At 35.3% G+C, this 14,199-nt stretch carries 18 protein-coding genes; 6 read left to right on the top strand and 12 right to left on the bottom strand.

Annotation, left to right across the window (positions count from 1 at the left end; genetic code table 11):
* Window positions 1-4: 4 nt before the first annotated feature.
* Both MKY08_RS03340 and MKY08_RS03335 read right to left on the bottom strand, forming a co-directional pair.
* A complete protein-coding gene (locus MKY08_RS03340; protein ID WP_069510535.1) occupies window positions 5-1,633 on the bottom strand; it encodes a diguanylate cyclase in 1,629 nt (542 codons plus the stop codon).
* 444 nt (window positions 1,634-2,077) lie between these two features.
* Window positions 2,078-2,668 carry a TetR/AcrR family transcriptional regulator gene (locus MKY08_RS03335; RefSeq protein WP_069510536.1) on the bottom strand — a complete coding sequence of 197 codons (591 nt, stop codon included), beginning with the start codon at window positions 2,666-2,668 and terminating at the stop codon, window positions 2,078-2,080.
* A 224-nt stretch (window positions 2,669-2,892) separates the two neighbouring features.
* On the opposite strand from MKY08_RS03335, the gene MKY08_RS03330 reads away from it, so the two are divergent.
* Window positions 2,893-3,492, top strand: coding sequence for an HD domain-containing protein (locus MKY08_RS03330; protein WP_081327902.1), 600 nt, complete (start codon window positions 2,893-2,895; stop codon window positions 3,490-3,492).
* Window positions 3,493-3,798: 306 nt separating this feature from the next.
* Window positions 3,799-4,287, top strand: a complete 489-nt coding sequence (locus MKY08_RS03325; protein ID WP_342534663.1) for a DUF2306 domain-containing protein — start codon at window positions 3,799-3,801, stop codon at window positions 4,285-4,287.
* 150 nt (window positions 4,288-4,437) lie between these two features.
* Here MKY08_RS03325 and MKY08_RS03320 read toward each other — a convergent pair whose 3' ends face one another.
* Window positions 4,438-5,268 carry a thermonuclease family protein gene (locus MKY08_RS03320; protein WP_256093143.1) on the bottom strand — a complete coding sequence of 277 codons (831 nt, stop codon included), beginning with the start codon at window positions 5,266-5,268 and terminating at the stop codon, window positions 4,438-4,440.
* Between the two features lie 492 nt (window positions 5,269-5,760).
* Window positions 5,761-6,342: a phosphatidylglycerophosphatase A gene (locus MKY08_RS03315; protein WP_024362550.1), complete on the bottom strand. Its 582-nt coding sequence runs from the start codon at window positions 6,340-6,342 to the stop codon at window positions 5,761-5,763.
* 112 nt (window positions 6,343-6,454) lie between these two features.
* On the opposite strand from MKY08_RS03315, the gene MKY08_RS03310 reads away from it, so the two are divergent.
* From MKY08_RS03310 to MKY08_RS03300, 3 genes are all read left to right on the top strand, one after another.
* On the top strand, window positions 6,455-7,174 hold the full coding sequence (locus MKY08_RS03310) for an alpha/beta hydrolase-fold protein (RefSeq protein ID WP_069510542.1): 720 nt from the start codon (window positions 6,455-6,457) through the stop codon (window positions 7,172-7,174).
* Between the two features lie 83 nt (window positions 7,175-7,257).
* On the top strand, window positions 7,258-7,773 hold the full coding sequence (locus MKY08_RS03305) for a YjcG family protein (protein ID WP_024362548.1): 516 nt from the start codon (window positions 7,258-7,260) through the stop codon (window positions 7,771-7,773).
* Between the two features lie 3 nt (window positions 7,774-7,776).
* Complete coding sequence (locus MKY08_RS03300; protein WP_069510544.1) at window positions 7,777-8,205, top strand: GNAT family N-acetyltransferase; 429 nt, start codon at window positions 7,777-7,779, stop codon at window positions 8,203-8,205.
* A 104-nt stretch (window positions 8,206-8,309) separates the two neighbouring features.
* Here MKY08_RS03300 and MKY08_RS03295 read toward each other — a convergent pair whose 3' ends face one another.
* The 7 genes from MKY08_RS03295 to MKY08_RS03265 form a co-directional block, all read right to left on the bottom strand.
* Window positions 8,310-9,878 (bottom strand): IS1182 family transposase, encoded by a 1,569-nt coding sequence (locus tag MKY08_RS03295; RefSeq protein WP_069510546.1) that lies wholly within the window; start codon window positions 9,876-9,878, stop codon window positions 8,310-8,312.
* A gap of 226 nt (window positions 9,879-10,104) precedes the next feature.
* Window positions 10,105-10,353: a stage VI sporulation protein F gene (locus MKY08_RS03290; protein WP_069510548.1), complete on the bottom strand. Its 249-nt coding sequence runs from the start codon at window positions 10,351-10,353 to the stop codon at window positions 10,105-10,107.
* A 193-nt stretch (window positions 10,354-10,546) separates the two neighbouring features.
* A complete protein-coding gene (locus MKY08_RS03285; protein WP_080653321.1) occupies window positions 10,547-10,714 on the bottom strand; it encodes a YjcZ family sporulation protein in 168 nt (55 codons plus the stop codon).
* 64 nt (window positions 10,715-10,778) lie between these two features.
* The gene (gene spoVAE, locus MKY08_RS03280) at window positions 10,779-11,138 is read right to left on the bottom strand and encodes a stage V sporulation protein AE (protein WP_103977643.1); all 360 of its coding nucleotides are present in this window, start codon (window positions 11,136-11,138) and stop codon (window positions 10,779-10,781) included.
* A gap of 15 nt (window positions 11,139-11,153) precedes the next feature.
* On the bottom strand, window positions 11,154-12,149 hold the full coding sequence (locus tag MKY08_RS03275; protein ID WP_069510552.1) for a stage V sporulation protein AD: 996 nt from the start codon (window positions 12,147-12,149) through the stop codon (window positions 11,154-11,156).
* Complete coding sequence (gene spoVAC, locus MKY08_RS03270; protein WP_069510553.1) at window positions 12,143-12,598, bottom strand: stage V sporulation protein AC; 456 nt, start codon at window positions 12,596-12,598, stop codon at window positions 12,143-12,145. Before spoVAC ends, MKY08_RS03275 begins: the two co-directional genes overlap by 7 nt.
* On the bottom strand, window positions 12,598-13,002 hold the full coding sequence (locus MKY08_RS03265) for a YhcN/YlaJ family sporulation lipoprotein (RefSeq protein WP_069510555.1): 405 nt from the start codon (window positions 13,000-13,002) through the stop codon (window positions 12,598-12,600). Before MKY08_RS03265 ends, spoVAC begins: the two co-directional genes overlap by 1 nt.
* A 134-nt stretch (window positions 13,003-13,136) precedes the next feature.
* On the opposite strand from MKY08_RS03265, the gene MKY08_RS03260 reads away from it, so the two are divergent.
* Window positions 13,137-13,661 (top strand): CotY/CotZ family spore coat protein, encoded by a 525-nt coding sequence (locus tag MKY08_RS03260; RefSeq protein ID WP_069510557.1) that lies wholly within the window; start codon window positions 13,137-13,139, stop codon window positions 13,659-13,661.
* Window positions 13,662-13,727: 66 nt separating this feature from the next.
* Here the strand turns inward: MKY08_RS03260 and MKY08_RS03255 are convergent, their stop codons facing one another.
* Entirely contained in the window at window positions 13,728-14,159 is a 432-nt protein-coding gene (locus tag MKY08_RS03255; protein WP_069510559.1) for a hypothetical protein, read from the bottom strand.
* Between the last annotated feature and the right edge of the window lie 40 nt (window positions 14,160-14,199).

The raw sequence follows: 14,199 nt of genomic DNA, 5'->3' as shown, positions 1-14,199 counted from the left end.
ATTATTAAAATAAGCGATTGATTAAACGGAGAATTCGATTCGATACATCTGTAATATTAAATGGTTTGACAATGTAATCATCCGCCCCATTTTCTAGAGCATCTACTACGTACTCTTCACCCTTTCTACCTGTTAACATAGACACAATGACGTCATTGGATGAATATTTTTTTCTAATAGTTTTTAGCACTTCAATACCATCCATTTTAGGCATCATACCATCTAACAAGATAATATATTTACTATTTGAGTTATACCAATTAGATTTTAAGAAACTAACACCATCACTAAACTCCAAAACGTCAATGTCATAGTTTTCGTTTGGCCCCCAATTATTAAAATAATTTACAATTAAATTACGAATAATAAAAACATCATCAATGATAATAATTTTTATTTTAACTTTCTTTTTCACAACTTCTGCAACACTATCATATATCATTGTCTGGTTTCTTCCAGATTGTTTCGCGTTATAAAGTGCTTGATCTGCCTCTTCTAACATTTTTTTAGGATGTAGGTTAGTTGCAGAAACATCAACCAATCCTGCTGAAAAGGTTACATTGAATTTAACACCGTTTGCTGTGAAATATTTTTTTTCCATCGATTTACGGAGTCTTTCTATTAATACATAAGAATCTTGTATAGAAGTTTGAGGCATTAACATTACAAACTCCTCACCACCATAACGGCAGAAAATATCAGTATCTCGTTTTAAATTCATTACTAATGCTGCAAAACCTTTTAAAACTTCATCGCCTACTAGATGGCCATGTGTATCATTTACTTTTTTAAAATAATCTAAATCTAAAATTGCAACCGAAAAAGGAGTTTGATTTCGATTAAATTGTTGAATTAATTTTTCAAACTGATTTTCTAAAAATTTACGATTATACACTTGTGTTAATTCATCAATAATAATAGAATGCTCTAATTCCTTCTTATAAGCTAAACGATTGGTTACATAGGATACTAGTATTTCTTCATCAATCGGTTTAGGCATAAAATCTAATGCCCCCATATCATAAGCACGCACCCGATTTTCCTTACAATCATTTGCGCTCATCACAGTTACAAACATACGATCTTTTTTAATTTTTTTTATATTTTGTAATATAGAAAAACCATTTGTATCCGGAAGCATGATATCTAAAAAGACAATAGCTGGCTTTAATTCATAAATTAACTCCATTCCACGTTTACCGTTATAAGCAATAACAACAGAATAACCTTTTTTCTCTAATACATTCTTAAGATAATTAATAAATACAATATCGTCATCAATAACTAAAATAAACTCTTGATTCAATGCATTCTCTGGGAAGGCAAGGAGCGGTTTACTTTCAGTTTGAACAGTCATATTAGTTTGATAGAAACTAATGCCTTCAATTAAAGAAGAAAGATAACTTGTCCATTCAGCTTTACTCCATTTTTTTTCGCTAGCTTCTGTTAAAGGTTCTAATTTTTCACTAGCTGTAATTGATAGTTCTTCTAACCCTATTGAACCTGCCGTCCCTTTTAAACTATGCAAAAAATGATAGATTTCTTTCTCTGAAATATACTTTAGTTCACTCCAGCTTTTAAATTTCTCATCCATATTTTTATAAACCATCTGTTGATATTTTACGTTTTCCATTTATTATCACTCCAGTAACAATTTACTTTGTTAAAAATAGTATAACCTAAATTATTTTTAAATCTAGAACTTAATTTTCCTATCACATTTCATCCATATTATTGGATATACTATACAACTATTCGTAATTCTTTGGTTTCAATTTCGCTATCTCTATAATTATATTAGTATAATTATTTTATGTATAAAATTGATCCAACAGCCACTACCACAACATATAGATTAATTTAAAAATACCTATTTTGAATTTTCACGTCAAAATAGGTACTTTGTAGAACTATATTTTTAAACCGATATATGACAGGGCTGCTTCCGCTCTTATGCAGAACAGAACATTTCTTCTGCTATTGTATTGTTGCTTTAGGCAGATTTTTTTCTTTCATAGCATTATTATACGTCTCTAAATTACCTTGCACTTTCGGGTACTGTTTCTCAAAAAACAAGCTAAATTTGTAGCATTGACAAATAACGCAGCAATTGTTGCTGACTATACGTAATGTGCTTATTGTCTTTTTCGAGTTTGCTAGCCATAATACTTCCCTCGAGCGTGGCAACAATAAAAGAAGCTACCGCCTTTGTATCAATATCTGGTTTTAGCTCTCCTTGTTTAATCCCTTCTTCAATAATCCCTTCAATCATATGGAGAAATATCTTGAAAACGCCAAGTGCTTTTTCTCTTAATAATGGATTCGTATCATCACTGTCTACAGCAGTATTCAGCAAAGGACAGCCCCCTTGTATTGGGGGATTATTAATTACATCGTCGTATACATTAAAAAAAGCACCCACTTTTTCTAATGTTGTATTAGCATTGTGTATCGCCTCTGAAAAATGTTGATGCACAGTATCGATGGCGTATTCAAATGCTTCTAATGCAATCTCATCTTTATTTTTAAAATGGCGGTAAATACCACCCTTTTTTAGCCCTGTAGCCTCCATAATGTCATTCATTGAACAGCCAGCATAGCCTTTTTGATTAAACAATACTGCCGATTTTAAAATAATGTGTCTCCGTGTATGTTCGCCTTTTTGCATAATATCCTCCATTTATTATTGTCGAAAAATTGTAACATCTATTAGTTGTACATTAACATATAGAAAGTTATATTAAAAGAGACCGAACAGTCTTTTTTGATATAAGAATAGCATTTCTAAAAGGATAGGGTGTGAAAATGAGCACTTTGGTTAGCACGTAAAATTTTTATTAGGCTATGGTGGTATAAATTTATTGAAAAATAAGCAATACGTAGGAGGAAATTATGCACAACATTATTATTCCAGATAGTAAGGTGGCAAAGGATGCTACCCAATTAATTTACGAGATTTCTCCAGCATTTCTTTATAATCATTGTTTACGGACATATGCTTTTGGTGATGCATTAGGGAAAAAATATAGATTTAAATATGATCAGGAGTTATTTTATCTTGCTTCTGTCTTACATGATGTGGGTCTTACAGATCACGTTTGTTGTAAACATTCATTTGAATATGAGGGTGCTGATTATGCAGAAAGTTTCCTTCATTCTCATGGCTTACCGCAAAATAAAATTGATGTGGTACGTGAAGCTATTATTCTTCACACCTCAGAAATTGCTGAAGAAAAACAACCTGAGATTGCCTTAGTTCATTTGGGAGCAGGGATGGATGTAGTTGGTTTACGTATAGAAGATATTCCAGAGGAAACATTTAATTTTATAATTGAGGCTTATCCTCGATTAGGTTTTAAAAAATCTATGATTGAACTAATTAAATATGATGCCAATTTAAAAAATGCACAGCAACAGCCAAATAATTTGAGTTCTTCTATGCTTCGTATGGGATTTGTAGACTGGGTGATGAATGCTCCTTTTAAAGATTAGTGAATAAAGCATTAGATTGTCCATAAGATTAGGAATACATGATTGTCATAAGAAGGAAAAATGCTACTCTTTCAATCTTCATTTAATACGGAAGGGTAGCGCTTGCTCGAAATAAAAAGGTTTTACATATACGATATATGCCTACTGTAACCTTCAAAAAGGATGGAAAAAATGAACCGAGTAAAAAAGGGGACAAAAATTGTTATTATAATCATCACTATAATGTGGGTTCTACATACGCTTTCAAAAAATTTTATCATTGACCCGTTATTTCAACGGTTTCTTTCCAATAAAGAGGAATACCTCATGAACCAATCATTATGGTTTGTGATGATTCGTATTCACATTCTTCTCGCTATAGTAGCATTGATAACAGGACCATTAGGTTTGATTCAACGCGTTCACTCGAAATCATTGCACTTTCACCAGTGGAATGGACGTATTTATGTTTTATCAATTATTTTGAACTATATTCCTGGATTCTATGTGTCTTTCTTTGCAACAGGGGGTTGGCTCAGTACAATTGGGTTTCTCATTTTAAACACTTTATGGATTTGGACAACACTTAAAGGGTATGTATCTATTAAAAAGAAACAAATCATTCCCCACAAGCATTGGATGGTTCGAAGTTTTTTCCTTTCTTTAGCGAACTTGACCATTTATATTAGTGTCACAATGATTCATCATGGTGTAAACCTTTCCTACGTTACGTCATACACCATTGCTGTGTGGCTTTGTTGGATTCTCAATTTATGTTTGGCGGAAATCTTTATTAGAAGGAAAATATTTGACTAAGCATTTTTCGGAGAAAGTGGTTTCTCATTCGATTCTTGAAGCGCACAAAATTGCTAATACTAGGGGATTCATCAGGAAAATGACTGATTGTTGTAAATCCGTATTTTCCTGATGGCGCCCTCTAAGTCAATTTAACTTTTCCATATGACATTATTGCCTAGCAGGAATAAAACCCGCTGCTTCTGCATCTTCTTTCGTACAGAACATTTCTTCTGCTACAGTATTGTCATAATCACGTTGTCCAGGCATATGATAAATTTTGTTACCTTTTGAATTAACATTTCCTTTAATAGTACAATTCTCTTTACTGCTAATATTATTCGACTCATCTTTACTTGCTTTAGATGGATTTTCTGGATTTTCTTCTTTCACAGCATTATTATAAGCCTCTTTATCGTAACCACGATTTGTTACGTAGTCTTCAACTGACCAAATACCAATGGCAGATTGTTGCGCAGTTTTTTGAATGGACTTAAACCAATCTACATGTTTCGTATTTGGCTCATAAATATAGGCCACGCGTGCTAACCCATTTTTCAATAATTGCTCTTGTACACTAATACCATCTTTCGTATAAACATAAGCTAATAATCTTTTGTATTTATCCCGATAGGAAACGTCGAATTCTAAATAAACCGTATCTTGTCCAGCAAGTAACTGTTTTGTAAATTCTTTCGCTTCTGGCCCAAATGGTTGCACCCCTAATGTTTTGTGATTCGTTTCAGGCGTATCTACAAGAAGAAACCGTATTTTTTCGGAACTACCATTATATTTTATTCTGATTGTGTCCCCGTCAATTATTTCCTGTAGTTCATATTCTTCAAATTTACTCACATCATGCTTTTCAGCAGATTCCTTTGTTGAAGCTACAATCCCTTGTATATCTTCAGTCTTACCATTGCCGGTGCTAGCCTCTTCTGTACATCCACTAATAAGCAATGTTGAAAAGAATAAAGCTAAAAATATTTTTTTCAAATTCATATCCTACTTCCTTAAAGTTAAATCTAGAACAATATCCATTACTAATTTAGGATCGTCCGGACAAAAATAAAAAATGATACATAATAATGATCACCTTTTTAATTCCTTACGCATATCGCCAAAATCAAAAATCTCCAGCTATATTATAAACTGAAGACCTGATAATTTATCTAAATATTAAATACAATACAACGGCAAAAATAATTGTTCCGCTAGTGATTAACGTTTTAATATCTTTATCACTCATTTTCAGTACCTCTCTTCTTATTTCATACAATACTTTATTTAATTCTATTATCAATAAAGTCGACTAATATCACAATGGATTTGATTAGTTTTCTTCTGAAATTTTTAAGTATGCTTAAAATATTTCCTATTTGTACAAAAAAATTCAGATTGCCCGTTACAAAATAAAGAGTCGACAAACTTGAAAAATACGAGTTTGTCGACTTTCTAATTCCCTCAATTGAAGGCATTTATGATAATACGCTATTAAATTTCATTATGTGGTTTTGGCTTGGGACCGAGCTCTTCTGGCTCAATATCAGCAAATGTTTCGCCTTCTTCTTCTAAATCACGCATGCGGTGAGCAATACGTGATGCTGCCGAAGCTGCAATACTAGCAACTAAATCATCTAAAAATGTATTAACATGATGTCCAGGCTCTGTGTCGAGTTTTTTTATAATACCGATTTTTTGTTTATCTAAATGTCCAAATGTTGTTACAGCAATACTTCCATATGTAAACACAGACCCCAATGCAATTGTTTCATCTACTCCGAATAAACCTTCATCGGATTCGATAATTTGTTGTAGAGGTGACGATAATAGCCCTTTTTCAGCTAATTCATCCAACTCTATTCCAACTAATACTGCATGTTGGACTTCTCGTTTACGTAATACACGTTCAACCGAATGAATACAATGCTCTAATGTTAAGCCTACATTGTAGGATTTTTGCATTTCATAAACAATCTCAGCAATGTCTTCTAACTCTACGCCACGGCGAATTAGTGCAGCTTGGGCTGCTTTCGCCACTTCTTCTGACTGTACGCGAATACTTTTATCATGCATAACTAACCCTCATTTCAGTTTTTTTGCTAACATAACGCTAGCCCAACCTATTATACCTTTACTTTCGTAATATGGTACAATTTTGTCACAAACACATGAAGGAGTGTCATCATTGGATAAGGGAACTGTACAAGATTTAAAGTTCTATAGTGAAGCATTGCAGGAGGAATTACAGCTATATATTTATGTCCCTGCTAATTATTCTCCACTATACAAATATAATATTCTCATCGCTTCGGATGGTAAAGATTATTTCCAACTTGGAGGTATTACAAAACTAGCCGATGAACTTATCGATGACTATGAAATCGAGAATTTAATCATTGCATTTGTGCCATACAAAGATATTAAAGATCGCCGTACTAAATATATTCCAAGTGGTGAGCAACATGAAGCATACTTACGCTTTTTAGCACATGAACTTGTTCCCTATTTAGATGCTGAATATGCAACGTACCAAATGGGTATGAGCCGTGCAGTTATCGGTGATTCTATGGCTGCAACCGCTTCCTTAATGGCTGCATTAAAGTATCCAAGTATTTTTGGCAAGGTTATTTTACAATCACCTTATGTTGATGAAGATGTACTGAAAGCGGTTGAACAGTTTAAAGATCCAGGAGCTATTTCTATTTATCATATCGTTGGAAAAAATGAAGATAAAGTTGTGACAATGGATAAAACCGTTAAAGACTTTTTAACGCCAAATCGACAGTTGCATAATCTAATGTTAAGTAAAGGCTTCTCTACATTTTATGAAGAGTTTGATGGCAATCATACATGGAAATATTGGAAACCTGATTTAAGACGTGCGTTAATTGAAAATTTCAATTAATGTTAGGCGATTCAAATTACGTATTTTGAAATTTCTGTTATACTTAGATAGAAAAATCGTTTATTTTCGGGAGGTAATGGACTATGAAGTACGGAATTGTGGCATTTCCATCAAAAAAATTGCAAGATTTAGCAAACACGTATCGTAAACGTTACGATCCTCATTATGCGAAGATTACACCGCATATGACGTTAAAAGACAGCTTTGATGCAACAGAAGACGATATTCAATCTATTGTTAAGCAATTAGATGATATTGCTGCTAAACACGCGCCTTTAAATATTCATGCATCACGCATTAGTTCGTTTTTCCCAACAACAAATGCGATTTATTTCCGCATCGAACCAACTGAACAATTACAAGCATTCCATCGTGTGTTGGAAGAACAAATTCCTTTTGGGGACTCTAAACATGTTTTTGTTCCACACATCACGATTGCACAAAAAATGACGGACTCAGAACATGATGATATTTTTGGGCAACTTCGCATGACTGGGGTTGATGAACATGATAGTATCGATCGTATTCATCTTTTATACCAATTGGAAGATGGGTCATGGACAACATATGAAACATTCCGATTGACTGGAGCTGAATGACTTTTGTATAACGTTAAGATTGTCGAAACAGAGAAAGAACATGCTGATGCATTTGCTGTTCGTAAAAAAGTATTTGTAGAGGAACAAGGTGTTCCGCTTCATTTAGAATGTGATGCTTTAGATGCAACGGCAACACATTTTATTATGTATGAAGGCAATGAACCTGTTGGTGCTGCTCGTCTACGTGGCATTGAAGATCATACTGCAAAAATTGAACGCGTATGTATTTTACAAAGTCAGCGGGGCAAAAAACTTGGCGTTTTAATTATGCAAGAAATGGAGAAATTCGCAATTTCCATTCAACAAAAGAAATTAAAACTCCATGCTCAAAGCTACGCTGTTCCTTTTTACGAAAAGCTTGGTTATACGGTAACATCTCCTGAATTTATGGATGCCGGGATACCTCATCGAGCAATGGAAAAAGAGATATAAATGAACGAGGCTGGGACATAACTAGCTTCGATTAGTGAGAAATCCGAATTTGAATAAATTCAAATTCGGATTTCTCTGTTTTTTATGTTGTCTCCATATAGCTTTTAGCTAATGGCTGTGAATTTTCTTAAATTCACAGCCATTAATGCGAGACCCATCTCGTTATCAACCTTCGATTTTCCTCGTACAGAAAATCGAGTGAAACGCAAATTAGCCTTCAAGAATCCAAAAACGGGTTCCACGTCAATTTTGCGTTGACGATAAATGGTACTCGTTTTTTCTTCTGAAAGCTTTGTTCTCACATGTTCTTTTTGTTGTTCCCACTTCTCATTCACTGTTAACTTTCGATTCGTTCCTTCTTTTGCTTTTGTACAGAATGAACGGAGGGGGCAGCCGGAACAGTCTTCACATTCGTATACCTTAAACTCACGCGTGTACTCATACTTATCCGTTTTCGTGGTACGATATTTAAATTCAAGCTGTTGTTGGTTTGGGCAAGTATATCGATCATTTTCTTCATCATAAGCCCAGTTCTCTGTATTGAATTCGTTTTGCTTATACGGTTTCCTCTGTTCTTTTACATACATGTTGTATGTGATTAGGGCTTCTCGCTTACGGTTCACAAGGATATCATCATAATTTTGTTCACTTCCATATCCAGCATCTGCTACGATATGTTTTGGTAACTTCAAATAATGTTGTTCGATTTCATCCAAAAATGGGATTAATGTACGTGTATCCGTTGGATTCGAAAAAATGCTGTAGGCAAGCGCATACTGACCTTCTGTTGCTACTTGTACGTTATAACCTGCCTTCAATTGACCATTTTTCATATAGTCATCTTTCAAACGCATAAATGTCGCATCCGGGTCTGTTTTCGAGTAACTATTTCGTCCGTCAAAGATTTCGAAGTCTCTTTGATATTTTAGTTTGCGTTCCATATAGTCGATTAATTGTTTGTGCGTTTGCTTTGGGAATTTTCGTTCCTTTCTTAAAGCCTTTCGCTCTGCCACATCCGATGAGTCCTCAATTTTTCGATCGTATTCAGAAATCACTTCATCTACTTTTTTGACCATTTGGTCAAGGTCTTCCAATGCTAATTCCTGTTCATTTTCCCGTTCCATTTCGGGTATGATTTCTTTTTCAAGTAGCTCATTGTATAGCTGGTTGGACTTTTCAATGAGTCCGTTATGATATTTCTCAATCAACTTTTTCCACACGAATGTAAATTTATTTGCATTCGCTTCAATTTTTGTTCCATCAATAAAAATCGCTTCCTGATTAATTAATTCTTCCTGTACCAGCTGGCAGCGGAATTGAACGAAGCATTGGCGAATCAACTCTTTGACTTCTGGGTGGACACGGAATCGGTTGATTGTGCGATAGGTTGGTTCATACCCTTGTGCTAGCCACATCATCCGAAGACTATCTTTTAAAAGCGCCTCCATTCGGCGCCCTGAGAAGACGGATTGCGTGTAGGCACATAAGATAATTTTAAGCATCATGCGTGGATGATAGGCAGGACAGCCCTCATTTCGAAGAAATGGTTCAAACGCTTCGGGCGGGATACTTTCGACTAAATGATGGACATGGAAGGCAATGTCATTCTTTTGTAATTTCATTTCTAAATCTAAAGGCAAAACTAATTGATTCATGTTATAATTTTTGAACATAAGAACCCTTCTTTCAGAGATTTGGTATGTGGTGTACTTTTATCTTATCAGAAGTGGTTCTTATTTTTATGTAAAAATAATCAAAGCCGTTGAAATTTTACTCGTCGTAAAATTTCAACGGCTTATTAGTTTTCAGAGGAGGGTTTTGTCCCAGCCTCTTTTTTATACTTTTGTCTGTTCTCTATTTTGAGCTCTTTCTCACACCAAAATAGACAAACGTTTATCATTATTTCATCATTCTAGCTAGCTTTTCGAAATCTAGTGAAGCGCCATCTTGAATAATAGAGTTTACGATTTTATCTTCAAGCTCTTGTGTAATTTGTCTATTAGACACCTTACCTACACGACGTACAATCTTTCTTACTTGTTTTTCATTGGTGAAATCAGCATATTGAATTGCATTAGCTAATGCAAAGATTTCATCCATTGATACGCCTGTCTTTTGTTCAATCGAATTAAAAAACGAGCGATGCATGTTCCCCCTCCTATCAATTCCACCTCAACGTTATTGTCGCGAATGATTCATAAACGGTAACTATCGTACACAAAACATCAATAACAACTGTTGGAGGCTCTAACCTTATTCAGTAAGTTGTTTATATACTCACAAAAAAAAGCTAAAGCCTATATATCTAAAACTCTCTAGAACTTTTTAATAGCTAGACTAATTAACTTACGAAAGTAGCGCCAACAATAATTAGGAGAATAAATAGGACAACAATTAAGACAAATGTTGAGCCCATTCCATTATTGTTATTGCCTCCGCAATAGTTCCAGCTATTTGCACCTGCAACATTATTACCATAAGGTTGTGCACACCAGCCTTGATATCCCATAAAAGCACCCCTCCCTTCTACAACCTATAATATGTAAAGTTGCAGACAAGAGAGGGGTATTCGTCTAGTCAATATTCCCTTTTGGTTTAAAAATTAATGCACCAATAAAGCCAAAAACAATTGCAGCACTGATTCCTGAACTTGTGACTTCAAACATGCCGGTCAATACGCCTACTAATCCATGTTTTTCCGCTTCAGCCATTGCCCCATGTGTTAAGGAATTACCAAATGATGTAATAGGTACAGTAGCTCCAGCACCTGCAAAATGGATGAGTGGCTCATACAAGCCCATTCCATCTAGAACTGCACCAACAACGACTAACGTACTTAATGTATGTGCTGGCGTTAATTTACCAACATCCATTAATAATTGACCGATCACGCAGAAAATGCCTCCTACAATAAATGCAAATAAAAAAGTCATACCCATGCTGTTGCCTCATTTCATTGTAATTTCTATCGCATGTGCCGTACATGGAATGGTCTCTTTCTGTTGGAACGAAAGTGGAGATAGCAATGCACCTGTCGCCACAAGGAGCACTCGTTTATATGTCCCTGCACGGAGCTCTTGCATTACATAACTAAAAAAAACAGCCGCTGAACAGCCTGCTCCACTAGCCCCCGATTGAAAGGATTCATCTTGACCGTAAAATTCCGCTCCAGCATCGCGTAAAAGTGTTAACTCCTCATTTTTTATACCACTCTCGACAAGCATTCCTTTAAGTAGTTTTAAGCCAAGCTGTCCTAAATCACCCGTTAAAATTAAATCATAATGATATATTTCTTGTTTACGTTCCTCTAAATGAGACTTAATCGTTTGGAAGGCAGCAGGAGCCATGGCAGCGCCCATATGAAATGGATCATCCATGCCATAATCGATGACCTTACCAATTGTAGCTGCTTCAATAGAAGGAGCATCTTCACGATGTTTACCAACCAGTGCATAACCTGCTGCTGTGACAGTCCATTGTGCCGTTTGTGGTTTCTGTGCACCATAATTGATTGGATAGCGAAATTGACGTTCAATCGCATTGTGCTGACTTGATGCCCCAGCAATTGAATAATTAGCAGCACCAAGCTCTGTTAAAAGGCTAGCTACAATCACAGCTGAAACAGAGGTAGCACAAGCGGAAAATAATCCGATAAACGGAATAGCTAATTCCCTTGCAGCAAAATTGGTAGGCGTCATTTGGTTCACTAAATCGCCACCTAATAAATAATCGACTTCTCCAGTTGTAATACCACCTTTTTTCATAACAAATTCACAGGCTTCTTCAACCATTTTTCGATGACCTTGTTCATTTGTATCCATTTGCCAGCGCTCATCATCGTAGACCGTATCAAAATATTGTTTGAAAGTACTGCGATCCTCTAACGGTCCTGCTACTACGCCTCCTGCTAACAATGATGGCTTTGATGGAAAGATGATTACCATGAAACCACCCCTATCGTCACAAGGATATATTTAATAAGTGCCACAAAAAATGCAGATACTACACCAAATAACACAACAGATCCAGCTAATTTGAATAAGTTACCGCCAACACCGAGGACTAAACCTTCAGATCTATGTTCAATTGCAGCAGAGATTACCGCATTCCCAAACCCTGTAACAGGTACTGCTGAACCTGCTCCTGCAAATTGACCAATTCTTTTGTATAAACCAAAGCCTGTTAAAATCATTGCAAAAAATACCATAGTTGCAACGGTTGGGTTTCCGGCCGTTGCTTCTGTGAAATTAAAGAAAACGATATAAAAAAGAGAAACCGCCTGCCCGATTGTACAAATGAGACCACCTACCACAAATGCTTTAACAGCATTTTTTAAGTAGGGGGGCGTTGGTGTTATGTTTTGTTCTAGCTGTTGATATTGCTCTTTTTCCATTATGTTTCCTCCTTTGCCAGCTTCTGCAGCTCCGTAATTTTTTTGCTTAGTTTATTATCTTCAAGTTGGTCCTTTTTTATTTTATTGGCTTCATAAAATATTTTATAATCGGCTGAAACGAAAACTTCTTTGTTAGGATACTTTTCATCAAACTTCTTTTGGAGTTTCTTCTCTAATTTAGTCTTATTCCATTTTTTCAAAGGTTTAATTTGCACAGCCACAAGCATTTTATCGTCATGTTGAATAACCGTTGATTTTTCAACCGCTTTTTCTTCTTTTAATACCGATTCAAGCTCTGCTTCATTTTGTGGAGAACCATAAACAATAAATTTTTCTTTTTCCGTGCATCCAATCAGCAATGTCATACAGACTAACAGAGGCAACATCATTCCTAATAACCTCAAGTATTTACCCTCCTTTTCTTAACAGTTTCTCCACACATAAAAAAACTATTCATTTGAATAAGTAAACGAAAGCCCGAGTCCATTTTTCAAAAGCACATATTGTAGAAGTAGTTAGAAGGAAAGGAGGTGACAATATGGGTTGTGGTAAACCAACAAATCCTATTGGACCTATCCATTCAGCAGGCTGCGTTTGTGACGTGGTGCGTGCAATTTTAGATATTCAAAATCAAGCGGTGCGAGATGAGTGTTCCCCATGTACAGCAAACTGTTTCTTAGAACCACTAGGCGGGATCGTTAGTCCTGCACGCTCAGCGGCAGATACACGCGTATTCATGCTAATTACAAAAGACGGTACTCCATTTAAAGCATTCTTTAGCTCACCATCAGCAGATCCATGTAAATGTACATCAGTATTTTTCCGTGTCGAAGATATGTTTGATGAATGCTGTGCTACTTTACGCGTTTTAGAACCATTATGTACTTATGATTCTACTGAAAGCACTGTAGACTTATTAAGTCGTGACGGCTGTTGCGTAAATATGAAGAAAATTTGTAAAGTAGATGATTGGAACTCTACTGATAGCTGTATCACTGTGGATTTATCTTGTTTCTGCGCTGTTCAATGTATCGCTGATGTTGACTTAGGGATTTGTAATTAAGTCTTTCTCCTTTGACACACTACACATAAAAAAAAAGTGTACAGCATCCTCTGCTGTACACTTTTTTTATAATATTGGCAATTGTCTTCCCCGCCATAATATTTGTTCAATATCCTCGAAGTAAATAATTTCTTGTGTATTAAACTCCTTAGACGTCAACAGCAAGGAATCCATTTGCATATCTGAAGCAGTTCCACTTAGTCTTCTACCATCCTTTAAAGTGATTAATAATGGTTGATAAGCTTTTTGACGAAACGGTTTTTCTAAAAACTGTAGCTGTTTTATAATATATTCGTCCACTTCTTCGTTTACTTCTTCATTTACTTGTTCTGTTACTAATTTAGGTACCGCTTCATCTAGACTCGACTCACTGTCGTAATGATCTTGATCTTTTACATAGACAGACGTACTTTCATCCAAATCCAATTCATGTAGCATTTTAGAAATGTTTAAGAAATAAGTTGGTGACTTTATATATAGGCGTGGCTCTCGCTCCACAATTATCACTTCCCTTTTTTCCCTACAATATGCAAAAGAA

It is taken from the genome of Lysinibacillus sp. FSL M8-0337, assembly GCF_038593855.1.
Classification (GTDB): Bacteria; Bacillota; Bacilli; order Bacillales_A; family Planococcaceae; genus Lysinibacillus; species Lysinibacillus sphaericus_D.
Note: the sequence above shows the minus strand (reverse complement) of the source record. Positions and strands in the feature narration are given on the sequence as shown.

Coding starts and splice junctions, on each gene's coding strand:
- MKY08_RS03330 (WP_081327902.1), top strand. CDS start 2,893: ATGCACAACATTATTATTCCAGATAGTAAGGTGGCAAAGGATGCTACC.
- MKY08_RS03320 (WP_256093143.1), bottom strand. CDS start 5,268: ATGAATTTGAAAAAAATATTTTTAGCTTTATTCTTTTCAACATTGCTT.
- MKY08_RS03260 (WP_069510557.1), top strand. CDS start 13,137: ATGGGTTGTGGTAAACCAACAAATCCTATTGGACCTATCCATTCAGCA.
- MKY08_RS03335 (WP_069510536.1), bottom strand. CDS start 2,668: ATGCAAAAAGGCGAACATACACGGAGACACATTATTTTAAAATCGGCA.
- MKY08_RS03325 (WP_342534663.1), top strand. CDS start 3,799: ATGAACCAATCATTATGGTTTGTGATGATTCGTATTCACATTCTTCTC.
- MKY08_RS03295 (WP_069510546.1), bottom strand. CDS start 9,878: ATGTTCAAAAATTATAACATGAATCAATTAGTTTTGCCTTTAGATTTA.
- MKY08_RS03275 (WP_069510552.1), bottom strand. CDS start 12,149: ATGGTAATCATCTTTCCATCAAAGCCATCATTGTTAGCAGGAGGCGTA.
- spoVAE (WP_103977643.1), bottom strand. CDS start 11,138: ATGACTTTTTTATTTGCATTTATTGTAGGAGGCATTTTCTGCGTGATC.
- MKY08_RS03340 (WP_069510535.1), bottom strand. CDS start 1,633: ATGGAAAACGTAAAATATCAACAGATGGTTTATAAAAATATGGATGAG.
- MKY08_RS03285 (WP_080653321.1), bottom strand. CDS start 10,714: ATGGGATATCAAGGCTGGTGTGCACAACCTTATGGTAATAATGTTGCA.
- MKY08_RS03305 (WP_024362548.1), top strand. CDS start 7,258: ATGAAGTACGGAATTGTGGCATTTCCATCAAAAAAATTGCAAGATTTA.
- MKY08_RS03315 (WP_024362550.1), bottom strand. CDS start 6,342: ATGCATGATAAAAGTATTCGCGTACAGTCAGAAGAAGTGGCGAAAGCA.
- spoVAC (WP_069510553.1), bottom strand. CDS start 12,598: ATGGAAAAAGAGCAATATCAACAGCTAGAACAAAACATAACACCAACG.
- MKY08_RS03290 (WP_069510548.1), bottom strand. CDS start 10,353: ATGCATCGCTCGTTTTTTAATTCGATTGAACAAAAGACAGGCGTATCA.